The sequence below is a fragment of the Gordonia sp. NPDC127522 genome (assembly GCF_042672305.1).
GTDB lineage: Bacteria > Actinomycetota > Actinomycetes > Mycobacteriales > Mycobacteriaceae > Gordonia > Gordonia hongkongensis.
The window spans coordinates 1-23,457 of sequence record NZ_JBHXVK010000029.1 but is presented as its reverse complement, the minus strand read 5'-3'; the positions used below and the strand labels follow the sequence as shown (position 1 = coordinate 23,457).

At 68.3% G+C, this 23,457-nt stretch carries 21 protein-coding genes, 1 tRNA gene and 1 pseudogene; 13 read left to right on the top strand and 10 right to left on the bottom strand.

Annotation, left to right across the window (positions count from 1 at the left end; all coding sequences use genetic code 11):
• Nucleotides 1-45: 45 nt before the first annotated feature.
• Together ACFVHY_RS23870 and mfd are read right to left on the bottom strand one after the other, a co-directional pair.
• Nucleotides 46-954: a MazG family protein gene (locus ACFVHY_RS23870; RefSeq protein WP_390275829.1), complete on the bottom strand. Its 909-nt coding sequence runs from the start codon at nucleotides 952-954 to the stop codon at nucleotides 46-48.
• A gap of 184 nt (nucleotides 955-1,138) precedes the next feature.
• Complete coding sequence (mfd, locus tag ACFVHY_RS23865; RefSeq protein ID WP_390275828.1) at nucleotides 1,139-4,717, bottom strand: transcription-repair coupling factor; 3,579 nt, start codon at nucleotides 4,715-4,717, stop codon at nucleotides 1,139-1,141.
• Nucleotides 4,718-4,819: 102 nt separating this feature from the next.
• Between mfd and ACFVHY_RS23860 the strand changes: the two genes are divergently transcribed.
• A complete protein-coding gene (locus ACFVHY_RS23860; protein ID WP_390275827.1) occupies nucleotides 4,820-5,392 on the top strand; it encodes a GNAT family N-acetyltransferase in 573 nt (190 codons plus the stop codon).
• A 34-nt stretch (nucleotides 5,393-5,426) separates the two neighbouring features.
• On the opposite strand, the gene ACFVHY_RS23855 is transcribed toward ACFVHY_RS23860, so the two are convergent.
• The 3 genes from ACFVHY_RS23855 to ACFVHY_RS23845 all read right to left on the bottom strand — a co-directional run bounded on the left by ACFVHY_RS23855 (nucleotide 5,427) and on the right by ACFVHY_RS23845 (nucleotide 8,591).
• Nucleotides 5,427-7,010 (bottom strand): cation:proton antiporter, encoded by a 1,584-nt coding sequence (locus tag ACFVHY_RS23855; protein WP_390275826.1) that lies wholly within the window; start codon nucleotides 7,008-7,010, stop codon nucleotides 5,427-5,429.
• Between the two features lie 172 nt (nucleotides 7,011-7,182).
• Nucleotides 7,183-7,884 carry a TetR/AcrR family transcriptional regulator gene (locus ACFVHY_RS23850; RefSeq protein ID WP_058250822.1) on the bottom strand — a complete coding sequence of 234 codons (702 nt, stop codon included), beginning with the start codon at nucleotides 7,882-7,884 and terminating at the stop codon, nucleotides 7,183-7,185.
• A 56-nt stretch (nucleotides 7,885-7,940) separates the two neighbouring features.
• Nucleotides 7,941-8,591: a vitamin K epoxide reductase family protein gene (locus ACFVHY_RS23845; protein WP_390275825.1), complete on the bottom strand. Its 651-nt coding sequence runs from the start codon at nucleotides 8,589-8,591 to the stop codon at nucleotides 7,941-7,943.
• Between the two features lie 149 nt (nucleotides 8,592-8,740).
• On the opposite strand from ACFVHY_RS23845, the gene ACFVHY_RS23840 reads away from it, so the two are divergent.
• From ACFVHY_RS23840 to ACFVHY_RS23825, 4 genes are all read left to right on the top strand, one after another.
• Nucleotides 8,741-9,385 (top strand): ABC transporter permease, encoded by a 645-nt coding sequence (locus ACFVHY_RS23840; protein WP_390275824.1) that lies wholly within the window; start codon nucleotides 8,741-8,743, stop codon nucleotides 9,383-9,385.
• Nucleotides 9,382-10,710: an ATP-binding cassette domain-containing protein gene (locus ACFVHY_RS23835; RefSeq protein WP_390275823.1), complete on the top strand. Its 1,329-nt coding sequence runs from the start codon at nucleotides 9,382-9,384 to the stop codon at nucleotides 10,708-10,710. The genes ACFVHY_RS23840 and ACFVHY_RS23835 overlap by 4 nt, the downstream gene beginning before the upstream one ends.
• Nucleotides 10,707-11,525 carry an ABC transporter permease gene (locus ACFVHY_RS23830; protein ID WP_390275822.1) on the top strand — a complete coding sequence of 273 codons (819 nt, stop codon included), beginning with the start codon at nucleotides 10,707-10,709 and terminating at the stop codon, nucleotides 11,523-11,525. Before ACFVHY_RS23835 ends, ACFVHY_RS23830 begins: the two co-directional genes overlap by 4 nt.
• A gap of 140 nt (nucleotides 11,526-11,665) precedes the next feature.
• On the top strand, nucleotides 11,666-12,607 hold the full coding sequence (locus tag ACFVHY_RS23825; protein WP_390275833.1) for a glycine betaine ABC transporter substrate-binding protein: 942 nt from the start codon (nucleotides 11,666-11,668) through the stop codon (nucleotides 12,605-12,607).
• A gap of 13 nt (nucleotides 12,608-12,620) precedes the next feature.
• Here the strand turns inward: ACFVHY_RS23825 and ACFVHY_RS23820 are convergent, their stop codons facing one another.
• The gene (locus ACFVHY_RS23820) at nucleotides 12,621-13,130 is read right to left on the bottom strand and encodes a pyridoxamine 5'-phosphate oxidase family protein (RefSeq protein ID WP_390275832.1); all 510 of its coding nucleotides are present in this window, start codon (nucleotides 13,128-13,130) and stop codon (nucleotides 12,621-12,623) included.
• Between the two features lie 322 nt (nucleotides 13,131-13,452).
• Nucleotides 13,453-13,935: pseudogene (locus tag ACFVHY_RS23815) on the bottom strand (LLM class flavin-dependent oxidoreductase); the annotation flags it as partial.
• A gap of 34 nt (nucleotides 13,936-13,969) precedes the next feature.
• On the opposite strand from ACFVHY_RS23815, the gene ACFVHY_RS23810 reads away from it, so the two are divergent.
• Together ACFVHY_RS23810 and ACFVHY_RS23805 are read left to right on the top strand one after the other, a co-directional pair.
• Nucleotides 13,970-14,380, top strand: coding sequence for a hypothetical protein (locus ACFVHY_RS23810; RefSeq protein ID WP_390275821.1), 411 nt, complete (start codon nucleotides 13,970-13,972; stop codon nucleotides 14,378-14,380).
• Nucleotides 14,381-14,572: 192 nt separating this feature from the next.
• A complete protein-coding gene (locus ACFVHY_RS23805; RefSeq protein ID WP_390275831.1) occupies nucleotides 14,573-15,568 on the top strand; it encodes an LLM class flavin-dependent oxidoreductase in 996 nt (331 codons plus the stop codon).
• A 65-nt stretch (nucleotides 15,569-15,633) separates the two neighbouring features.
• On the opposite strand, the gene ACFVHY_RS23800 is transcribed toward ACFVHY_RS23805, so the two are convergent.
• A tRNA-Gln gene (locus ACFVHY_RS23800) sits at nucleotides 15,634-15,705 on the bottom strand.
• A 100-nt stretch (nucleotides 15,706-15,805) separates the two neighbouring features.
• Nucleotides 15,806-16,561 (bottom strand): 3-oxoacyl-ACP reductase FabG, encoded by a 756-nt coding sequence (gene fabG, locus ACFVHY_RS23795; RefSeq protein ID WP_390275820.1) that lies wholly within the window; start codon nucleotides 16,559-16,561, stop codon nucleotides 15,806-15,808.
• A 317-nt stretch (nucleotides 16,562-16,878) separates the two neighbouring features.
• On the opposite strand from fabG, the gene glmU reads away from it, so the two are divergent.
• The 3 genes from glmU to arsC all read left to right on the top strand — a co-directional run bounded on the left by glmU (nucleotide 16,879) and on the right by arsC (nucleotide 20,087).
• Entirely contained in the window at nucleotides 16,879-18,339 is a 1,461-nt protein-coding gene (gene glmU, locus ACFVHY_RS23790) for a bifunctional UDP-N-acetylglucosamine diphosphorylase/glucosamine-1-phosphate N-acetyltransferase GlmU (RefSeq protein WP_390275819.1), read from the top strand.
• A gap of 56 nt (nucleotides 18,340-18,395) precedes the next feature.
• Nucleotides 18,396-19,373, top strand: coding sequence for a ribose-phosphate diphosphokinase (locus ACFVHY_RS23785; protein ID WP_004022643.1), 978 nt, complete (start codon nucleotides 18,396-18,398; stop codon nucleotides 19,371-19,373).
• Nucleotides 19,374-19,745: 372 nt separating this feature from the next.
• Complete coding sequence (arsC, locus tag ACFVHY_RS23780) at nucleotides 19,746-20,087, top strand: arsenate reductase (glutaredoxin) (RefSeq protein WP_390275818.1); 342 nt, start codon at nucleotides 19,746-19,748, stop codon at nucleotides 20,085-20,087.
• Between the two features lie 24 nt (nucleotides 20,088-20,111).
• On the opposite strand, the gene ACFVHY_RS23775 is transcribed toward arsC, so the two are convergent.
• Nucleotides 20,112-20,558, bottom strand: coding sequence for a limonene-1,2-epoxide hydrolase family protein (locus ACFVHY_RS23775; RefSeq protein WP_068972242.1), 447 nt, complete (start codon nucleotides 20,556-20,558; stop codon nucleotides 20,112-20,114).
• Between the two features lie 240 nt (nucleotides 20,559-20,798).
• On the opposite strand from ACFVHY_RS23775, the gene ACFVHY_RS23770 reads away from it, so the two are divergent.
• The 3 genes from ACFVHY_RS23770 (at nucleotide 20,799) to ACFVHY_RS23760 (ending at nucleotide 23,192) form a co-directional block, all read left to right on the top strand.
• Nucleotides 20,799-21,449: a 50S ribosomal protein L25/general stress protein Ctc gene (locus ACFVHY_RS23770; protein ID WP_390275817.1), complete on the top strand. Its 651-nt coding sequence runs from the start codon at nucleotides 20,799-20,801 to the stop codon at nucleotides 21,447-21,449.
• Between the two features lie 45 nt (nucleotides 21,450-21,494).
• Nucleotides 21,495-22,061, top strand: a complete 567-nt coding sequence (pth, locus tag ACFVHY_RS23765; RefSeq protein WP_058250849.1) for an aminoacyl-tRNA hydrolase — start codon at nucleotides 21,495-21,497, stop codon at nucleotides 22,059-22,061.
• A gap of 111 nt (nucleotides 22,062-22,172) precedes the next feature.
• A complete protein-coding gene (locus tag ACFVHY_RS23760; protein WP_390275830.1) occupies nucleotides 22,173-23,192 on the top strand; it encodes a beta-ketoacyl-ACP synthase 3 in 1,020 nt (339 codons plus the stop codon).
• The last annotated feature ends 265 nt before the right edge of the window (nucleotides 23,193-23,457 follow it).

Below are 23,457 nucleotides of genomic sequence, written 5' to 3'. Positions count from 1 at the left end.
GTTGCGCGGATCGCAACGAAACGCGACAACTGCGCCGCTTGATGATCAGGCCGGGTTCTCGCCCAGTACGGCCGACCAGGCCTCGGGCGAGTCGAGGGTGACGCCTCGCTCGGCCGCACGCGCTTCTGCCGCGCGCACGTCGGCCATCAACGCGAGCGCTCGGTCCCGGGCCTGCGCCTCGACGCTGTCGCCGCCGGCGACGACCGTCACGGTCAGGGTCTCCGCGGGGATGGTGTCGACGGGATAACCGGCCGCGGTGAGCCGTTCGAGGACCTTCTGCACCAGGGCGAGAGCGGGCTGGGTCGTGGCGACGCCGTCGAACACCGAGCCGCGGCGCTTCTCGGCCGCCTTGCGTTCCTCCCATTCCCGGATCTGGGTCTCCAGATCCGAATGGGCGCCGGAAAGCACACCGGGGGTCCGGCCGGTCACCTTCGACGTGAAACTCCGTGCGACGTCGTCGATGTCGAACGGCGCGTCCGGATCGTCGGCGGCGATCCGTGCGTGGAACAGCACCTGCAGCAGGAGGTCGCCGAGTTCTTCACGGAGCTCCACGGGGTCACCGGCCTCGATGGCGTCGAGCAACTCGTAGACCTCTTCGAGCAGGTAACGCCGCAACGAGTGGTGCGTCTGGGTGCTCTCCCACGGGCCGTTCCGACGCAATGTGTCCATCAATGCCACGGACTCGAGAAGCGCCATGCCGGAGACCGTCTGCGCCGCGATGACGTCTTCCCCGCGCGCGATTCGCGCCTGTACCAGCGGATGTTCGGGATCGGTACTGACGAGCACCGATCCCGGATCAACGGGTGCGTCGTCGAAGACGGGTTCGACGTGGTCGAACTCCCACAGCATCGCCGCGGGCACGTCCTCGGTGACCTGCACCGGCCCGGCGAGACATGAGCGTGCCCGGATGGGGATCAGATCTGGCCGTGCCGGGTCCAGCAGCACCACCGTCATTCGTCGTACGCCCTTCCCTGAGGAGCGCCCGGAGCCTGCGGAGGGCGCGCTACCCCCGCTCCCTGAGGAGCGCCCGGAGCCTGCGAAGGGCGCGCTACCCCCGCTCCCTGAGGAGCGCCCGGAGCCTGCGGAGGGCGCGCCACCCCCGCTCCCTGAGGAGCGCCCGGAGCCTGCGGAGGGCGCGTCACGAAGGGTCCGGCCGTAGTTGGGTGAGGAAGGTCGTCAGATACTCGATCAGCTCGTCGTCGCGCAGGCGCGCCGACCCCACGCCTCCGGTGCGCGGGATGGGCAGCGTGACCACCGATGTCGTCGCGCGGTAGGTGGCCGACGAGTACAGGCGACGAAGACGCACCTGCTCGCTGTCGAGCAGCGACAGCGGCGAGATCTTCAGTCCCTGTCCGGCGAGACCGATCTCGGTGATCCCCCGCTCCCGGCATCGCAAGCGCAGCCGGGCGATGGACGCCAAGCGCGTGGTCTCCACCGGCGGTGGGCCGTAGCGGTCGTTGAGTTCGACGAGGACCGAGTCGACCGCGGCGTCGTCGGTCGCCGACGCGAGCTTGCGGTACGCCTCGAGACGCAGGCGGTCGGAATCGACGTACTCGACCGGGATGTGCGCGTCGACGGGGAGGTCGATGCGCACCTCGCCCGTCTCCCGGGATTCGACGGGCTTACCGTCCGCGGCCGCGCGGTAGGCCTCCACCGCCTCGCCGACCAGCCGGACGTAGAGATCGAAGCCGACGCCCGCGACGTGCCCGGACTGCTCGGCGCCCAACACGTTTCCGGCGCCGCGCAACTCGAGATCCTTCAGCGCCACCGCCATTCCCGCGCCGAGCTCGTTGTTCTGCGCGATCGTCGCCAGGCGGTCGTAGGCGGTCTCGGTCAGCGGCCGGTCGGGGCTGTAGAGCAGGTAGGCGTATCCACGTTCGCGGCTGCGACCGACGCGACCGCGCAGCTGATGTAGCTGCGAGAGGCCGAGGTTCTCGGCGCGGTCGACGATCAGGGTGTTGGCGTTCGAGATGTCCAGACCGGTCTCGATGATCGTCGTACAGACCAGCACGTCGTACTCACGGTTCCAGAATCCCGACACCGTGCGCTCGAGCTGATCCTCGCCCATCTGCCCATGTGCGACAACAACTCTCGCCTCCGGGACCATCGCCGCGATGTCCTTGGCCATCTTGTCGATGGTCGACACCCGGTTGTGCACGTAGAAGACCTGGCCGTCACGCAACAGCTCGCGGCGGATGGCGGCGGCGACCTGCTTGGGCGCGTAGGCACCGACGTAGGTGAGCACCGGGTGCCGTTCCTCGGGCGGGGTCAGGATCGTCGACATCTCGCGGATCCCGGCCATCGACATCTCCAGCGTGCGCGGGATCGGGGTGGCCGACATCGTCAGCACGTCGACATGGGTGCGCAGCGACTTGATGTGTTCCTTGTGTTCCACACCGAACCGCTGCTCCTCGTCGACGATCACGAGTCCGAGGTCTTTCCAGACGATCCCGGTCTGCAACAGTCGGTGGGTACCGATGACGACGTCGACCTCGCCCTTCGACATCGCCTCGGCGATCTCGCGTGACTCCTTGGCATCGGTGAAGCGCGACAGGCCGCGCACGCGCACCGGGAAGCCGCTCATCCGTTCGGTGAAGGTCTGCAGATGTTGTTGCGCGAGAATCGTCGTCGGGACCAGGACCGCGACCTGCTTGCCGTCCTGGACGGCCTTGAAGGCGGCACGGACGGCGATCTCGGTCTTGCCGTAACCGACGTCGCCGACGACGACGCGGTCCATCGGCACCGCACGTTCCATGTCGGCCTTGACCTCGGCGATGACCGTGAGCTGATCCACGGTCTCGGTGAAGTCGAAGGCGTCTTCCATTTCCTGCTGCCACGGGGTGTCGGGACCGAATGCGTGTCCGGGCGCGGCGTGGCGGGCGGCATAGAGCTGTACGAGCTCGCCGGCTATCTCGCGAACAGCCTTGCGCGCCTTGCGTTTCGTGTTCTGCCAGTCTGACCCGCCGAGTTTCGACAGCGACGGCTGTTCGCCGCCGACGTACCGCGAGAGCTGGTCGAGTGCGTCCATCGGGACATACAACCGATCGGCCGGCTGGCCGCGTTTGCTCGAGGCGTACTCCAGGACGAGGTACTCGCGCCGGGCACCCGAGACGGTCCGCTCGATCATCTCGACGAACCGGCCGATGCCGTGCTGGTCGTGCACCACCAGGTCGCCGGCGGCCAGGGCGAGCGGGTCGACCTGGTTGCGGCGCTTCGCCGGCAGCCGGCGGCCGTCCCGGACGTTCGCGACCCGGGTACCGGTGAGGTCGGCCTCGGCGACCACCACGAGACCCGCGTCGGGACAGACGATTCCGGCACGCAGCGGCGCGCAGAACACGGTCACCTCGCCGGGCTGCGGCCGATGCCCGGGTTCGGCGAGCACGTAGGGCACCTCGGCGTCGGACAGTCGTTCGCCGACACGCTGCGCGGTGCCCTTGCCCGCCACCACGATCGCCGCCGTCTTGCCGTCGGAGACGTGGGCGCGCAACTGCGCGAACGTCGCCGCGATCTCGCGGTCGTCGCCCCGTGGCGCCGGGCCGGGAGCCAGGTCCAGTTCGAGTTCGTCACCGCTGCCGGTCGCGAGCGGACTCAGGGTCCACCAGGGCCGGCCCGCGGCGAGCGTCGCCTTCCGCACCTCGTCGAGAGACCGGTACGCGCTGGCCTGCAGGTCGATGCCGAGGCTCTCCGACGACCGGCCGTCGATCGGCGCCGAGGCGCCCATGGCGGCTGCCGTCCACGATGCCTCGAGGAATTCCGCACCCGTCTTCGACAGATCCGAGGCCCGGGTCCGCACCTTCTCCGGGTCGAGGATGAGGACCCGGGTGCCGTCGGGGATCACCTCGGTCAGCAACTGCATGTCGCCGTCGACGAGCGCGGGGATCAGCGCCTCCATCCCCTCCACCGGGATGCCCTCGGCGAGTTTGCTCAGCATCTCGGTCATGGTCGTGTCGCCTGGATCGGCGGCCGCGAGATCGGCGGCCCGCGCCCGGACCTTCTCGGTCAGGAGCAGTTCACGACACGGGTGAATCCGCACCTCGCTGGTCTCGACCTCGGGCTGGCTGCGCTGGTCGGCCACCGAGAACGCACGCATCTCGGTGATCTCGTCGCCCCAGAATTCCACGCGCACTGGATGATCGGCGGTCGTCGGGAAGACGTCGAGGATGCCGCCGCGTACCGCGAACTCGCCGCGCCGGCCGACCATGTCGACGCGCTCGTAGGCCATCTCGACCAACTGGGACAGCAGCGCGTCGAAGTCGATCTCGATGCCCTCACGCAGGGTCACCGTGGCGACGTCGGCGAGTCCCGGTGCCATCGGCTGGACGAGCGAGCGAACAGTGGTCACGACGACCCGCAGCGGGGTGTCGCCGGGGTTCGCCAGGCGGTGCAGCACGGCCAGTCGCTGTCCGACGGTGTCTGCACTCGGGGAGAGCCGCTCGTGCGGCAGCGTCTCCCATGACGGGAACTGTGCGACGGCCCCGGCGTCGTCGAGGAGTTCGCCCAGCTCGGCCGTCAGATCGTCGGCCTCACGGCCGTTGGCCGACACGACCAGCAGCGGCGCCTGCGCATCGGTGACCAGGCACGAGACGAGGAAGGGGCGCGCGGCATCCGGCGCGGTGATGTCCAGTCGGCGCTCGTCGCGGTGCTTGTGCACCTCGCGGAAGGACTTGTCCGCACACGCGAGTGTGGCCAGACCGGACAGGGCAGACAGCGTCGACACTCCGTCGATTGTATGGGTCGCCGATCGGCCCGCCCTGCCCGGTCGGCGGACTCGTCCCGACGGAGTTCTCGCCGTCGGCGCCCCTGCCCTACTCTCATCGGCATGAGCGACCGCACCTCCGGCGCGACCTCGCCCCCGATCCGCGTGTCCGACGCGACGATCGACGATTGCGAGGCCGTCGCGGACATCTACGCGCACTACGTGCAGCACACCGTCGCGACCTTCGACTACCTGGTTCCGTCGGTCTCGCAGTGGCATGCCAAGCACGCCGCGATCACCGCTGCGGGCCGGCCGTTCGTGGTGGCCCGCGCGGTCGACGACGGGGTCGAGCACGTCGTCGGATACGCCTACCTGGGGACGTTCCGGACGATGCCCGCCTACGACCTGTCGACCGAGGACTCGATCTACGTGCGGCCCGGTCACGGGGGGCGCGGAATCGGCACCGCGTTGATGTCCGCGCTGCTCGCCCGCGCCGACCCGGACAACGTCCGCCAGATCGTCGCGGTCATCGCCGCGACCGGGGGTGAGGGCTCGATCGCACTGCACCGGCGGTTCGGATTCGACGAGGTGGGTCGTCTGCGCGCCATCGGTCACAAGGCCGAGCAGTGGATCGACTGCGTCTACATGCAGAAGGACCTCTGGAGCGGCAACGACGCTTCCGGCGCGGGCAGCTGACCGGCCTGGCCACCGGGTCGGGGTGAACCGTCGCTCAGCGTTCCAGACCCGCGGCCTCGGCGGCCGCGTCGGCCAGTCCGACACCGGTGCCCTCGTAGATGTGGAACGCCACGTCGGCCCCTCGCTGGAGTAACTCGTCGCGTTCGTCGTCGTACTGCGCGACGACGGCGATGGTCCCGGTGACGCCGAGTTCCTCGATCCGTTCGAGTGCCACGAGATTCGAGCCGTGGAAGGGCATGGCCAAGACGAGCAGTTCGAGCTCGCCGACGCCGACCGCCCGGTCCCAGAAGTCGGTCTCGGTGGCGTCGGCGTCGAGTACCCGGACACCCTGCTCGGCCAGTTCGCTCGCCTTGAGCGGGTCGTTCTCCACGCCGATCACGGGCAGGCCGTATTCGTCGGTGAGCCGGTCGTAGACCGAGTGGCCGACGCGACCCATCCCGAGGACGAGAACACGCGCCGGCGCCAGGACGATCGGCGCGTCGTCGGGGTGCGCCCGGGCGGCGGCCGTGGTCGGGACGAACGCCGACAGCCGGGTCACCAGGCCCGTGCCGCGTCGATTGACGAGGGTGGAGAACACGAAGCTTCCCGCCACCGCGACCGATGTCACCACCAGCCAGTCCTCGCCGATGATGCCTGCCCCCACACCGGTCGCGATAACGATGAGCCCGAATTCCGAGAAGTTGACCAAGGCGAGTCCGGTGAGGATCGACGTCCGGCGACGCAGGCCGAACAGCGAGAGGACCAGCGTGTAGACCGCTCCCTCGAGCGGCAGCAGGATGAGCAGGAGCAGGCCGAGCAGCACGGTCTCGGTCGTCGGGGTGACGTGCAGACCGATCGACACGAAGAAACCGACCAACAGCAGCTCACGCAAACCGAACAACGTCCGCGACAGCTCCCCCGCTCGCGGGTGCGAAGCGAGGAGGACGCCGATGATCATCGCGCCGAAATCGCCCTTGACTCCGACGGATTCGAAGAGCCAGTAACCGGGTACGAGCGCCATTACGATCCCGAACAGCGTCTGCAGCTCACCGTGGCCGAGGGTGTTCCACAACCGGCGGACGATCCACGCGCCGGGGATCAGCAGCACCAGGGCCAGCGCCCAGGGGCTCGGCGGCTCGCCCTGCATGGCGGTCAGATAGACGACGGCGACGATGTCCTGCAGCACGAGGACGCCGATGGCGATCCGGCCGTAGAGGGAATGCGACTCCGACCGCTCGTCGAGTACCTGGACGACGAACACCGTGCTCGAGAAGGACAGCGCAAATCCCAACAGCGCCACCGTCTCCCAGCCCTCGCCGGCGAGCATCCGCACCCCGATGGCACCCAGGACGCCGAGGAAACCCATTGTGAGACCGAGGATGACGAGCAGGTTCACCGCCGTGGTGATGACGACCTCACGCCGGAGCAGCATCCGCACGTCGAGCTTGAGCCCGATCGTGAACAACAGGATCGTGACGCCCAGTTCGGCCATCGTGTCGATGATCGGCAGTTCGTCGATCCCCGGTGCGTGCAGGATGAACCCGGCGGCGAGATAGCCGACCAGGGTCGGCAGGCGGGCCACACGCGCGAGGAATCCGCATCCGAAGATGACGACCAGGTAGATGCCGACGGTCTCCACGCGCGGCGCCTCAGCCGAGTGCGGCCGGCCGGCCGTGCGGGGTCGACATCGGTTGATCCTTCCGGCCGGGGGACGCAGAGTGAATCAACAATAGACGCGGTCCGGGCCCCGTGCCGTGCACCTCGGCTCGGGTGGCGGCACCGCGGTGGGCCGGTGCGTGAACGGACCCCGGTCAGGCGTCGTCGACGGTGGTCCGCTTGAGCGATTCGACGTAGTCGGGCCCGACGAGTTCGGGATCGGGTTCGAGTCGGGTGAGCCCGTTCCAGCACAGATTGACCAGGTGCGCCGCCACGACCTCCTTCGACGGTTCGCGGACGTCGAGCCACCACTGCGCGGTGACCGACACCATCCCGACGAGCGCCTGGGCGTAGAGCGGTGCGAGAGCGGGATCGAAGCCGCGTCGTTCGAAGTCCCCGGCCAGGATGTGCTCGACCTGACTGATCGCGTCGTTCAGGAGACTCGAGTAGGTCGCCGTCTCGTCCGTGCTGGCCGTGCTGTCGCCGCGGACCAGGATGCGGAAGCCGTCGGTGCGCTCCTCCATGTACGTCAGCAGCGCGAGTGCGACCTGCTGGATGCGGTAGAGCGACCGGTTCTTCGACAGCGACGAGGTCACCATCTCCAGCAAGGTCTCCATCTCACGGTCGACGACCACCGCGTACAGGCCTTCTTTGCCGCCGAAGTGCTCGTAGACGATCGGTTTCGAGACTCCGGCGCGCTGTGCGATCTCTTCGATCGACGTGCCCTCGAAACCCCGTTCGGCGAACAGTCCGCGCGCCACCTCGATGAGCTGCAATCGCCGTTGCGCGCCGGTCATCCGCGCCCGCGGCGCGCGCTGCACCTCCGCCGAACCCTCCGATGGACGCCCGATAGCCATGGGCCCAGCGTAGTGGTGCATCTCGGGAGATTCCGAGCGGTCGCGCGAGGTCGGGTTCAGTACAGGCTCGACCAGTACGACCAGAACCGCACCGCGATCAGCACGATCACGAGGCCGACCGCCACGACGAGGATGGGGGCGTGGTTGCGGGCCAGCACGAGCGCGACACGTGACCGCGAGGTGAGACCGCTCGCGTGCGCGTTGCGCACGCTGACGAGGACGAAGATCGGCAATGTGGCCGCCCAGACGACCATGCAGTACGGACACAGCGCCCCGATCGAGTAGAGGCTCGAATAGATCAGCCACCCGATGAAGACCATCGCCGCGGTGACCCCGACCTGCAGCCCCGCCCAGTACCAGCCGGCGAGGCGGGCCCCGGCCAGCAAGGCCATCCCGGTGGTGACCGCGATCGCGAAACCGGCGATCCCGAGGAGAGGGTTGGGGAACCCGAAGAGCGCCGCCTGCGGCTGCGCCATCACCGAACCGCAGCTCAGCACCGGGTTGAAGTTGCAGGACGGCACGTACTCGGGGTCGGCGGCCAGCTCGAATCGTTCCACGGTCAGCACGAACGCCGCGAGGAAACCGATGGCCCCGCCGACACTCAGCACCCAGGCGACGATGCGCGTCCAGGAACGCACGGCCTCGGCCAGGTGGGCCCGATCGTCGTCGGGTCCGACCTCCGAGCTGGTCAGCGCAGTCTCACTCACCCATCCAGGATGGCACCGCGTCGAGCGGAGATCGACCCACCCCGCGTGAAACTCACACTGGATCGGTCCAAATGTCGGCAGTCTCGTTCAACTCTGCGTAATGTCGACGCAGACACCGGGGGTGGGACACCGGGGATGGGACACCGACAGTGCAATTGTGGGATTACCTCAGCGAGAACGTAAGATCACTCACTTTTCTGACCTATCAACACGCGTCGCTGTCGTTTCAGACAGTTCTCGTGGGTACCGCCGTGGCGATCCTCATCGCCGCCGTGGTCTATCGCCTCCCGCTCGCGAGCGCGCTGACGCTGACGTCGAGCCGTGTGGCGCTGACCATTCCGTCGCTGGCCCTGCTCGCCCTGTTGATCGTGCCATTCGGACTCGGTGTGACGCCGTCGTTTCTGATGCTCGCCTTCTTCGCCACGCTGCCGGTGATCGGCAACGCGGTCGTCGGCCTACGGTCCGTGCCGCCGGCCGTGGTCGAATCCGCCCGCGGCATCGGACTTCCGAGGTGGCGCATCCTGCTCACCGTCGAGTTGCCGATCGCCTGGCCGGTGATCCTGACCGGCATCCGCGTGTCGACCCAGATGATCGTCGGTGTCGCCGCGATCGTCGCCTACGTCCTCGGACCCGGCCTGGGATCGCTGATCTTCAACGGGCTTTCCCGCCTCGGCGGTGCCAATGCGCTCGAAATGGCGCTCGCCGGAACGATCCTGATCGTCATCATCGCCCTCGTCTTCGACGCTCTCCTGGTTCTGCTCGGCCGACTCACCATCTCCAAGGGACTCTCATGACCGACTCCGCCACCTCGTCCGCGCCGAACGGCAACAACCGCAACGTCACCGGGGAGTCCATCCGCCTCGACGGCGTGGCGAAGCGTTACCGAGGAACCACCACGCCGGCTGTCGCACGGCTCGACCTGGAGATCGACGCCGGTGACATCGTCGCCTTCGTCGGCCCGTCCGGATGCGGCAAGACGACGACGCTGAAGATGATCAACCGTCTCATCGAACCCACCGAGGGACGCATCTACATCGGCGGACGCGATGTCACCGCGGAGAACCCGGACAAGCTGCGGCAGTCCATCGGTTACGTCATCCAGTCCGGCGGACTCTTCCCGCACTGGTCGGTGAGCAAGAACATCGGCGCCATCCCGCGAATTCTCAACTGGGACAAGAAACGTATCGCCGAGCGCACCGATTACCTGCTCGACCTCGTCGGACTCGACGCCGCGACCTTCGCCGACCGGCTCCCCAAGGACATGTCCGGCGGCCAGCAGCAGCGGGTCGGCGTCGCACGCGCCCTCGCCGCCGATCCCCCGGTGCTGCTGATGGACGAGCCGTTCGGCGCCGTCGATCCGATCACCCGAGCACGCCTGCAGGACAAGCTGATCGCGATCCAGCACGAGCTGGCCAAGACCATCGTCATCGTCACCCACGACTTCGAGGAGGCGACCAAACTCGGCGACAAGGTGCTGATCCTCTCCGAGGGCGGGCACATCGAACAATTCGCGCCGCCGGAGGAGATCCTGGCCAACCCGGCGAGCCCGTTCGTCGAGGAGTTCGTGGGATCGGGTGCGACTCTCGCCCACCTGACCCTCACCCGCGTCCGCGATGTCGACTTCAAAGAGGTGATCACCGCCCGGGTCGGAGAACCGTCCGGCGCCGTGGTGACCCGCGCGAAGGCGGCCGGCGAGGACTGGGTCGCCGTCGTCGACCAACACGGCCGACCACGCGCATGGCCGTCGGTCGAGGAGATCCGCGCCAAGCCGGAGGTCTCCGACTACCTCGACCATCGCCTCCCCGTCGTGGCCAAGTCCTCCACACTGAACGACGCTCTCGACTCGATGCTCGCGACGAGCCAGGGTGGTGTGCTCGTCACCGACGGACGCGGCGCGGTCGTCGGTGCGCTGAACATCGCCTCGGTGATGGAAGCGATCCGCGGCCAACTCGCGACGGTGCGGGAAGACGACGACCACGGCGGCTATCTCGACCACGCCGAGGGTTCGGCTCCCGTCGAGACCCCGGTCGTCGCGGCCGACGACGAGCCCGGCCTGGAGCCCGGCGTCGGTTCTGGCACGGCATCGGTGGGCACACCCGAGACGAGCGCCGAGCGGTGACGGGTTTCATCGCCGAAGAGGCGAGGATCACCCAGACCGCGAAACCGCCTGCCCCGGAGAGGGTCCCGAGCGGCTTTCGACGACGGCTCTCCCGTATCCCCATCGACGTGTGGTTCGAACCGCTCGTGATCGTGGTCGTCGGCGTGGGTTTCGCCATCTGGTACGCGAACACCACGTTCACCACCACCGAGAGCGCGTCGATGTCGTGGGCCGCGCTGCGCGCCACCATCCTCGATCACATCCAACTGACTCTCGTCGCCACCGTCATCGTCGTCGTGATCGCGATCCCACTGGGTATCGCGCTCACCCGACCGTCGCTCCGGTGGCTCAACCCGATCGCGGTGAACATCGCCAACATCGGACAGGCGGCGCCGGCGATCGGCTTGCTGGTGCTCTTCACATTCTGGCTCGGCACCGGGTTCAACACAGCCGTCGTCGGCCTGGTCGTCTACGCGGTGCTCCCGATCCTGCAGAACACCATCGTCGGACTGCGTCAGGTCGATCAACGGACCGTCGAGGCATCCCGGGGCATCGGCCTGTCCGCCGTCCGCACCCTCGTCCAGGTCGAACTCCCGCTCGCCGTACCCGTCATCCTCAACGGGGTGCGGACCGCACTGGTGATCCTGGTCGGCACCGCCACCCTCAGCACGTTCATCGGCGCGAACAGCCTCGGCACGCTCATCACCACCGGCATCACGCTGTTCCTGCCCAAGCTGCTGGTCTCGGGCGCGATCCTGGTCGCCCTGCTCGCCATGACGATCGACTGGCTCGGTCGCCTCGTCGAACTCGTCGCGACACCACGGGGGATCGCATGATGACACGGTCGCAGTCGGCCCGCTCGCTGCGCTCCCGGCGCCGGTCACATTCGGCCCGCTCGCTGCGCTCCCGGCGCCGGTCACATTCGGCCCGCTCGCTGCGCTCCCGGGCACTCGCAATCCTGGCCGCATCGGCAGCAATGGTGATGACGCTGTCGGCGTGTGGTCTGGTGAGTTCGTCCGGAACCTTCCGTCCCGCTTCCCTTCCCGGCGGTGAACGTCCGCTGGAGGGTACGTCGGTCGCCGTGACGTCGAAGAACTTCACCGAACAGGTCCTGCTCGGCAAGATCACCGCGACCTATCTGGCAGCGGCCGGGGCCGACGTCGACGACCTCACCAACGCACCGGGTTCGATGTCCTCGCGGCAAGCGCTGCTCAACGGTGACGCCGACATCGTGTGGGAGTACACGGGCACCGCCTGGCAGACCTATCTCGGCGAGATGGAGACCATCGCGGATCCGCAGCAGCTGTACGAGCGCGTCCGCGACGCCGAACGCGCCAACGGCGTCGAGTGGCTCCCGCCCTCGTCGTTCAACAACACCTACGCCTTCGCCGCCTCGGCGCCGACGGCCGAGCGGTTGAACGTCACCAAGATGTCCGACATCGCGAAGCTGCCCGAATCCGAGCGGACGTTCTGCATCAACGACGAGTTCCTCTCGCGCGCCGATGGATTCATCCCCATGCTGGAGGCCTACGACATCCCGCTCGACGCCCCCGGCGGCGTGCCCAAGAGCAACGTGACGACCATGGACTCCGGCGTCGTCTACACCTCGACCGCACGGAGCGAACCCTGCAACTTCGGCATGGTCTACTCCACCGACGGCCGGATCAAGAACCTCGACCTCGTCGTCCTGGAAGACGACAAGAAGTTCTTCCTGCCCTACAGCGGCTGCCTCGTGGTGAGCACCGGCGTCAACGACGCGAACCCGGAAATCGCCGAACTCATGGCTCCGGTGTCGGCGAAACTCACCGACGAGCTCATGCAGGAACTCAACGGACTCATCGACATCGACGGCGCCGACCCCTCCGACGTCGCCTACGACTGGCTCGTGAAGGAAGGCTTCATCGTCCCGGTCGACTGACGTCGACTCACAGTCACTGAGACTGGTTCGGTGCGTAGACCGTCATCCAATGCGGGTGCAGGCGGAAGTAGATGACCTCGACGTCCCAGTCGAACGCATCGTCGCCGTAGGTCTTCTTGAAGTGGGCCACCAATTCGGGCCAGTCGTCGGCGCGGTCGCCGTCGAGCGGGTTGAGGATCTCGACCGTCCCGTGCGTGAACACCCCGAGCTCCTCGCCCTGGATGTGAGCCGCGCTGGCGGCCGGACGGGCGGCGAGGTGCCGAGCCTTCGCAGCAGTGCGCGCCGTGCCGAAGACCCACTTCCCGTGCAGGAAATGCCCGTCGACGGCGCTGATCCTCGGCTCGCCCGCTGCGGTCACGGTCGAGAGCGCGAGGACACGCATGCCCGTCAGGATCTCGACCAATTGCGGTGCGGAGACCGTGTTCTCGTTGCTGATGATGGACCGCAGATGATCAGTCGATCGGGACAGGGACGCGTCGAGAAGGGTCTGCAGTTCGTGGAGTTCATCCGGGGTCTCGTACATGGTGGGCGTTCCTCGTGGCTGCTCGTCGGCGACGACCGTCGTCACCGGAGAACCTCATGGTGCCACCGGGAGCCGGCTACGAGACCTTTCCGCGGCCGACCGTTCTTGCTGACTCCAGCGGGAGACCCAGGGGCGGTGCCTCCGGATGCAGCGCCGCACACACGGCGAGTAGGTCCACGTCGATGCGACGCCGGATGCCGGTGAACAGCGCCCTCAACGGTCGTCTCCGCGGATGTCGTTGTCGCCGCGGATGAATCGACCGCACGGCTACGGCATCCGCAGCGGAGCCGGCGCGCAACCGTACCCGGACCCTGACACGGCACACATACGGCTCGGCCAGGACCGGCGACGGCCGGAACGCACTTCGGTATGCCTCGACGGCCTCCAGGACCGTGCTCGGGCTGACGTGATAATTGGCGACGAACGGCAACCCGCGCGCACCTGCGGTCTGGGCGCTCTGCCCCCTGCTGCTCCCGAAAATCCAGACCGCCACGTCGGCGCCCTGCCCCGGCACCGCGGTCAGTTCGACGTCGCGGTGACTGAACCCGCCCGTCAGGAGCGCCAGGACATCACCGACGGCATCGTCGAAGTCCGGCGGCGACGCACCGTCGAACTGCGAGGCGTCGAACGCGGCGACGACCCGCGGTGCGTTGAGGATCGACTCGACGGGGAACGGCGACGGTATGAGCAGGCCGTCGACGACCTCGTCGGGCTGTCGGGGTGCCGGCTCGCGGGGTGCGGATTTCCGGTCGGCGGTCGCCAACTCGGTGCGACGCTGCGCGGAACGACCGAGACCCAGGTCCAGTCACGTCGACGACGCCGTGCGCGCGGTGGACGCCGTGGGCAGCGCACACTCCGACGCCGGTCGCGAGATCACCGATCCAGCGCTCCTGTTCGTCGACCTGTTCGTCGTGCTCGCCGCATCGCAGGCGGAGGCCGATGAGCGTCGGGCTCAGCTCGACGACTGGGCCGGTGGACCGTTCACTCCCGACAGCGCGGTCTTCGCCGGCACCCCGGTCGGGCTCGCCGACGAGATCGAGCGCTGGGCCGCGGTGGCAGGGGTCAGCGGGATACGGCTGCACCCGGCCGCTTTGTCCGACGACCTGCGCGCGATCACCCGTGAGCTCGTACCGGAACTCCGGCGCCGCAACCTGTTCCGCGATGAGTACAGCCATTCGACGCTGCGCGGGCACCTCGGCCTGGCGCGCCCGTCCAATCGTTTCGCCACTGGAAAGGCCGGTGTCGCATGACCAAAGCCGAAGGACTACGGCTCCGCGAGCAGAACGGGCTGATCTACGACCTCGACGTGGTCGGGCGACCGGACACCTTCACCGTGTTGTCCGCGCTGGCCGCGGTCACCACCCACCTCGGCGTGACCGGCACCATCACCGACCTTCAACGAACCCGCCGACGTCGCACGGCAATTCGCCACCCTCGATCACCTGTCCGCCGGACGTGCGGCCTGGAATGTGGTGACCTCATGGGACGAGTTCACCGGCGAGAACTTCCGCCGTGGCGGCCATCTGCCCGAGGACCGGCGGTACGCACGCGCGAAGGAATTCCTCACCGCCGCCGCGACGCTCTGGACTCATGGCGCGACGATGACGTCGTCGCCGATGCCGAGAACGGCCGATTCCTGGCACGCCTCGAGGCGGGTGAATTCGACGTCCCCAGTTCGCGATTCGACATCCGCGGAGATTATCCGACGCCCCGTCCGCCACAGGGGGCCGGTCGTCTTCCAGGCCGGGGACTCCGACGAGGGCCGGGAGTTCGCGGCCGCGACCGCCGACGCCATCTTCTCCCGGCACGCCACCTACGACGCCGGCCGGGCGTTCTACACCGACGTCAAACGACGACTCGCCGCATACGGACGACGCCCCGACCAGCTCCTGGTGCTGCCCGCCGCCACCTTCGTCGTCGGCGACACCGACGCGCAGGCAGCCGAACTCGCCCACGAGGTGCGCCTGCAACAGGTCAGCGGGCAGACGGCGATCAAGTTCCTGGAACAGCTGTGGAATCGGGATCTGTCCGACCACGACCCCGACGGTCCGCTGCCGCAGGTGGATCCGATCCCGGGCGAGAACACGGTCGCGAAGGGACGCGCGAGCGTGCGCATGCACCGTGACCCGGTCGCCGTGGCACGCGAATGGCGCGACCTGGCCGAGGCAAAGAACCTGACGACGCGTGAACTCATCATCGAGGTGACCGGGCGCCAGTCGTTCGTCGGCTCGCCTCAGACGATCGCGCACACGATCAACGATTTCGTGCAGGCCGACGTCGCCGACGGTTTCATCCTGGTGCCCCACATCGTGCCCGGCGGGCTCGACCGGTTCGTCGACGAGGTGGTGCCGCTGCTGCAGGAGCTGGGCGTGTATCGCACCGACCACGAGGGATCGACGCTGCGGGACAATCTGGGGCTGGCGCGCCCGGCGGGATGACCGTCGCCGGCCATCGGCGCTCGTCGTGGAACGTTCCGGGCCGCGACCGCGGCCCGACTCACGAGCTCCGCCACCAGGACTCGAACCTAGAATGCCTGAACCAAAATCAGGAGTGTTGCCGATTACACCATGGCGGATCACTGCGCTGACGATTGTGCCACAGCCCGCGGGCACTCACGTCGGCGCGACCTCGTTCCGGCGGCGTCGACCGAGGTCGCCGGAACGAGGTCTGGGGAATCAGTCCTTGGGGCCGCCGGCCACGTAGACGACCTGCCCCGACACGAAGCCGGCACCTTCGCTGATGAAGAAGGACGCGGTGTGGGCGATGTCCTCGGGCACACCGACGCGGTTCACCGGGATCTGGCCGGCGGCGGCGCGCTTGAAGTCCTCGAAGGGCACGCCGATGCGCTCGGCGGTGGCGGCGGTCATCTCGGTCTCGATGAATCCGGGCGCGATGGCGTTGGCGGTCACGCCGAACCGGCCCAGCTCGATCGCGAGGGTCTTGGTGAAGCCCTGCATGCCGGCCTTGGCCGCCGAGTAGTTGACCTGTCCCCGGTTGCCGAGTGCCGAGGTGCTCGACAGGTTGACGATGCGTCCCCACTCCGCCTCGACCATGTACTTCTGGACGGCCTTGGTGACGTTGAACGCGCCCCGCAGGTGCACGGCCATGACGGCATCCCAGTCATCGACGGTCATCTTGAACAGCAGGTTGTCGCGGGTGATGCCGGCGTTGTTCACGACGACCGTCGGCTTTCCGAGTTCGGCGACGACCTTGTCGACCGCGGCGTTCACCGAGGCCTCGTCGGCGACGTCGGCACCGACCGCGATGGCCTTGCCACCGGCGTCGGTGATCGCCTTGACGGTGTCGGCGCAGGCGTCGGCGTCGAGGTCCAGGACGGCCACCGCGAGCCCGTCGTCGGCCAGGCGCCTGGCCACCGCCGCACCGATCCCCCGTGCGGCCCCGGTGACGATCGCCGTCTTCTGCGTACTCATGCACTACCTCCGTGTGGTCGTTTCGCGAGCCGGACAACTCCGGCGCGCATGGTTGGTTCCCCCGCACCCACCCTGTTCCGTCAGCGACAACGGCAATGATCTACCGATTGATCGCTCGGCGTTGCGGTCCCTATGTGTTCTATCAGGCCCGGTCGCGAGGTTTCGCCACAAACAGCGCGCTGCATTTCTGCCATCGGGTACCGATGCGTAGGATCGCACCCGACGTGCGACCGCGAACCCGGTCAGCGACCCCCGCCGGCGCCGTCGGACAGACATGATCGTGGGCAGTCACCGATCAGGAAGAGGGTGGGCATTCGATGACGGGAACGTCGCCGTCCGTGGCCGTGATCGTCCTGGCCGCGGGTGCCGGTACCCGCATGAAGTCCAAGACCCCGAAGATCCTGCACACCATCGGCGGCCGCTCGCTCGTCGGCCACGCGCTCCACGGGACCGCGGGCATCGACCCCGAGCATCTCATCGCCGTCGTCAGCCACGAACGCGAACGGGTCTCGGCTGCCATCGGCGAGATCGGGGCAGGCCTCGGCGTCGAGATCGGGATCGCCGAACAGGACGCGCCCCGCGGGACCGGTGACGCCGCCCGGGTGGGACTCGGCGGACTCCCCGACGACTTCGGCGGCACCGTCGTCGTCACCGCTGCCGACGTCCCCCTCCTCGACGCCGACACCCTGCGCGCGCTCATCGACACCCATCTCGCCGACGGCGGGGCCGCGGTCACACTGACGAGCTTCGTCGCCGACGACCCGACCGGATACGGACGCATCATCCGCGACGGGGACGCCGTCACCGCGATCGTCGAACACAAGGACGCCTCCCCGGAGCAGCGCGCGATCACCGAGGTCAACGCCGGCGTGTACGCCTTCGACGCCGCTGCGCTGCGCGACGGGTTGTCGAAGCTGTCGACGGACAACGTGCAGGGCGAGTACTACCTCACCGACATCGTCGAGATCGCCCGCGGCGAGGGACGGGCCGTCCGCGGACACACCGTCGCCGATCCGGTGCTCGTGGCCGGCTGCAACGACCGTGCCCAACTCGCCGCCCTGGGCGCCGAACTCAACCGCCGCATCATCCGTCGTCATCAGCTCGACGGGGTGACCGTCGTCGACCCCGCCACCACCTGGATCGACACCGACGTCACCATCGAGCCCGACGCGCACATCGCGCCCGGCACACAGCTGCACGGACGCACGCACATCGCCGCCGACGCCGTGATCGGACCCGACACCACTCTCACCGACGTCACCGTCGGACCCGGCGCGCAGGTGATCCGCACGCACGGCAGTCAGGCGGTCATCGGCGCCGAGGCCACTGTCGGGCCCTTCGCCTACCTGCGACCGGGCACGACCCTCGGGGACGCGGGCAAGATCGGCACCTTCGTCGAGACCAAGAACGCGACCATCGGCGACGGGTCCAAGATCCCGCACCTCACCTACGTCGGCGACGCCACCATCGGCGAGCACTCCAACATCGGCGCGTCGAGCGTCTTCGTCAACTACGACGGGGTTGCCAAGCACCGCACCGTGATCGGCGACCACTGCCGCACCGGCTCGGACAACATGTTCGTCGCGCCGGTCAGCGTCGGCGACGGGGCATACACCGGCGCCGGAACCGTGGTGCGGCAAGATGTACCGCCGGGAGCCCTCGCGGTCTCGGCGGGCGAACAACGCGTCATCGAGGACTGGGTCGTGCGCAAGCGGCCCGACACCGCGGCGGCGCGCGCGGCCCTCGAGGCACGCGACAAGAACCCCGGGACGGCCTGACACCCGACCCGCGCTCGACCCTGCAGATCCGAAACGACACGAACAGAAGAGTTTTCATGACCTGGACCACTGACAACCAGAAGAACCTGATGCTGTTCTCTGGTCGTGCCCATCCCGAACTCGCCGAAGCAGTCGCCGATGAACTGGGCATCAAGGTCACCCCGCAGACCGCCCGCGACTTCGCCAACGGCGAACTGTTCGTTCGTTTCGAGGACTCGGTCCGCGGATCGGACGCCTTCGTCCTGCAGAGCTGCCCCTACCCACTGAACCAGTGGGTCATGGAGGCGCTCATCATGATCGACGCCCTCAAGCGCGGCTCGGCGAAGCGCATCAGCGTGATCCTGCCGTTCTACCCCTACGCCCGCCAGGACAAGAAGCACCGCGGACGTGAACCGATCTCCGCCCGCCTCATCGCCGATCTGCTCAAGACCGCGGGCGCCGACCGGATCATCACCGTCGACCTGCACACCGACCAGATCCAGGGCTTCTTCGACGGCCCCGTCGACCACATGCACGCGCAGGGACAGCTCGCCGAGTACATCCGGGGCAAGTACGGCACCGACAACATCGCCGTGGTCTCCCCCGACTCCGGTCGCGTGCGTGTCGCCGAGAAGTGGGCCGACACCCTCGGTGGCGCGCCGCTGGCGTTCATCCACAAGACGCGTGACCCGCTCGTGCCCAACCAGGTCAAGTCCAATCGCGTGGTGGGCGAGGTCGAGGGACGCACCTGCATCCTCATCGACGACATGATCGACACCGGTGGCACCATTGCCGGCGCCGTGCGGGTCCTCAAGGACGCCGGCGCGGGCGACGTCATCATCGCCACCACCCACGGCGTGTTCTCCGATCCCGCGGCCGAGCGTCTCGCGTCCTGCGGCGCCAAGGAGGTCATCGCCACCGACACCCTGCCGATTCCGGCCGAGAAGCGCTTCGAGAACCTCACCGTCCTCTCCATCGCACCGCTGCTCGCGCAGACGATCCGCGAGGTCTTCGAGAACGGTTCTGTCACAAGCCTCTTCGACGGAATCGCCTGACCCTTCGCGGCTCGCTGCGCTCGCACCTCAACATCTGCGGCCTCGCGGCCGTCGTGGACTCCGAAAGAACCCGTTGTGTTGGAGCGAGCCCTACTACCGCTCCCTGAGGAGCGAGCTTGCGAGCGTCACGAAGGGTACTGGCGAGATGACGTCGCCTGACCCTTCGTGACGCGCCCTCCGCAAGCTCCGGCCACTCCTCAGGGAGCGGGGGGTGACGCGCCCTCCGCAAGCTCCGGCCGCTCCTCAGGGAGCGGGGGTGACGCGCCCTCCGCAAGCTCCGGCCGCTCCTCAGGGAGCGGGGGTGACGCGCCCTCCGCAAGCTCCGGCCGCTCGTCAGGAGCAGGCGGAGATCCGCCGGGTACCGTGTCACCCGTGGACGCGACCATCTATCACAACCCGAAGTGTTCGACCTCGCGGAAGGCGTTGCAGGCCCTGCGCGACGCCGGGATCGAGCCGGCAGTCGTGAAGTATCTCGACGAGCCGTACAGCCGCGAACAACTCGTCGAACTGTTCGCCGACGCCGGGATCACACCTGCGCAAGCCGTCCGCAAACGCGAGGGCCTCTACAAGGAGCTCGATCTCGCATCGGCCACCGACGAGCAGATCCTCGACGCCATGGTCGAGCACCCGATCCTCGTCGAACGTCCGATCGTGGTGACCGACAAGGGCACTCGCATCCCCCGGCCCATCGAGAAGCTCGACGAGATCCTCTGACTCCAGGGCGGGGCAGCGCTCAGGTCAGGCCGGCACGGCCGGCGCGGGCAGCGGCCGCTGCACCGACGGCACGGCCAACGCCGCGACGCCCCGCGCGAGCGCCTTGGTCATGTCGAAGTAGTCGAAGTAGTCGCGCCACACCGTGATCCGGCCCTCCCGTACCTCGAACCGCCCGCAGACCCAGAACTGGAGATGCAGCCGCCCGAACCGGAGTTCGTCGACGCGCTCGGTCAACACCACGCCGGTGTCGTCGGCGGACACGTTGATCATCCGGTAGTTGAAGCCCACCGACTCCTTGCGCGCGACCCCGCCCAGGACACCGGCCACCTTCCGCTTCCCGCGGATCGTCGGCAGCGAGACGTTCGTGTAGGCGATGTCGTCGTCGATGGTCTCCAGCGCGGCGGGCACGTCGCCCCGCGCGAACTCGTCCAGCAGGGTCGTCACGATCTCGATCGGCGTCTGTGAGGTCATGGCTGACAAGTATTCCCCAGCGCGGCGAACCGAGCGGGCGATGTGACATCCCGGCAGGTCATCGACTACTCTGATCGCCGTTGTCTCGGCGAGGGTGACCCAGTCACCGTGATCGGCGCGGCCATCGCAGGTCTTCCTCACGCCCTTCGGGCGAATGGAACGCCCGCGGTCGGAACTCGTGCCCGGTGTTGCTCGTCGCGACGCCGACAGAACGTACCCACCGATCGCGAGGAGACCGTCATGGCCACCCAGACCAGCAAGCTGTCCGTCAGCACCCGTACCGAGAAGGGCAAGGGCGCGGCCCGCCGCGCGCGTCGCGAGGGCAAGGTCCCCGCCGTGCTGTACGGCCACGGGACCGACCCCCAGCACCTGCACCTCCCGGCCCGTGAGTTCGCCGCCATCCTGCGTAACAGCGGCCTCAACGCCGTCATCGACCTCGACATCGAGGGTTCCAGCCAGCTCGCGCTCACCAAGCAGGTCGACGTCCACCCGATCCGCAACTACATCGAGCACGCCGATCTGCTGATCGTCCGTCGTGGCGAGAAGGTCACCGTCGAGATCGCGATCATCGTCGAGGGCGACGCCGCCCCGGGCACCCTCGTCGTCCAGGACGCCAGCGTCGTCGAGGTCGAGGCCGACGCCCTGTCGATCCCCGAGCAGATCGTCGTCAGCGTGGAGGGCGCCGAGATCGGCCTGTCCGTGCACGCCTCTGATCTGGACCTGCCCGAGGGTGTGACCCTCACCGCCGATCCCGAGCCCCTCATCGTGTCGGTCACCGAGGCGCAGCTCGCCGCCACCGAGTCCGACGCCGACGGCTCGGCAGACGCCGCAGCAGCCGAGGGCGACGCCGAGGGCGAGGCGACCGAGGAAGCCGCTGCGGAGTCGGAGTAACCCGACCCCGGACTGCCCGGCTCGGGTGGTGAAACTGCGTAAGTGGTGAAACTCATTGTCGGACTCGGCAACCCCGGGTCCAAGTACGAGAAGACGAGGCACAACGTCGGCGCGATGGTCGCCGACGGCCTCGTCGCCTCGGCCGGCGAGCGCTGGAAGGTGCACAAGAAGTCCGGCGCCGAGGTCGCCGAGGTACGCCTCGGCGGCCAGTCGGTACTCGTGGCCAAACCCCGCACCTACATGAACGAGTCCGGCCGTCAGATCGGCCCGCTCGCCAAGTTCTACTCGGTCACGACTGACGACCTGATCGTCGTCCACGACGAACTCGACATCGACTTCGGCGCCGTCCGCCTCAAACGGGGCGGCGGCGAGGGCGGCCACAACGGGCTGCGGTCGCTCAGTCAGGCACTCGGTACGCGCGACTATCTGCGCGTGCGCATCGGCATCGGCCGGCCACCCGGCCGGCAGGATCCCGCCGATTTCGTGTTGAAACCGTTTCCGTCCTCGGCTCGCAGCGAGGTCGAACTCCTCATCGCCAACGGTTGCGACGCCGTCGAACTATTGCTCGGACAGGATCTGGAGTCCGCGCAGAACACCGTGCACGCCTGGTGAGGACACCGAATTCGGCGGCCGCGCGGCCGTAGAATCGCTGCGGCGGGCAATGCGAAGGGATCGGCAACAGTGGTCAACCTCTCGGTGAAGACCGGACACCAGAACGTCTCGATGCTCGGCATCGGCGCCTACCGTCCGCGACGCCTGGTCAGCAACGACGAGGTCTGCCAGGTCCTCGATTCCTCCGACGAGTGGATTTTCGAGCGGAGCGGCATCCGCAACCGCCGTTGGATCAGCGGCGACGAGTCGGCGCGTTCGATGGCCGCCGCGGCCGCCGAGCGGGCGATCGCGAACTCCGGGGTGGCGAAGGAGAAGATCGGTGCGCTGATCCTCGCCACCAACAGTTGGAAGACCAAGATCCCGCACGGTGGCCCGATCGTCGCCTCCGACATCGGGCTGAACGGCATCCCCGCCTTCGACGTCGCCGCCGGGTGCGGCGGCTTCGGCTACGGACTCGGCGTCGCGGCCGACACCGTCCGCGCCGGGAGCGCCGAGTACGTCCTGCTCGTCGGCGTCGAGACCATGTCGGTGGTCATGGATCCCACCGACCGCAACACCGCCTTCATCTTCGGCGACGGAGCCGGGGCCGTGGTCGTCGGGCCGAGCGCGGACAACGGCATCTCCCCGACCGTCTGGGGCAGCGACGGCGAGAACGCCGAGGCGATCGGCCAGAACTGGGACATCCCCGAGTACATGGACCGCGCGCAGGCCTACCAGGACAAAGACCCCGAGACCGACCCGGTCGGTCGCATGGTGGTGACGATGGCGGGACCCAAGGTGTTCCGCTGGGCGGCCGTCACCCTGCCCCGGGCCCTCGCCACCGTGCTGGAGACCTCCGGCGTCGGCGTGGAGGACATCGAAGTCTTCGTGCCCCACCAGGCCAACGCCCGCATCAACGACCTGATGAAGAAGAACCTCGGCTTCCCCGACGACCTGCCGATGGCGAACGACATCGAGAACACCGGGAACACCTCGGCGGCCTCCATCCCGCTCGCCATGGAGGAGATGCTCGCCACCGGCAAGGCCAGGGGCGGGCAGACCGCGCTGCTCCTCGGCTTCGGTGCCGGCCTGAGCTACGCGGGCGCGGTCGTCACCCTGCCCCCGGCCCCCGCGATCACCAGCTTCGACTGACCCTTCGGGCCGACCCTGCTCTTTGACGAGGGCCAATCACCGCTCACCAGGAGCGAGCTTCACCCCCGCTCCCTGAGGAGCGCCCGGAGCTTGCGGAGGGCGCGGCCAACCCCCGCTCCCCGAGGAGCGCCCGGAGCTTGCGGAGGCGCGGCCAACCCCCGCTCCCTGAGGAGCGCCCGGAGCTTGCGGAGGGCGCGGCCAACCCCCGCTCCCTGAGGAGCGCCCGGAGCTTGCGGAGGGCGCGGCCAACCCCCGCTCCCTGAGG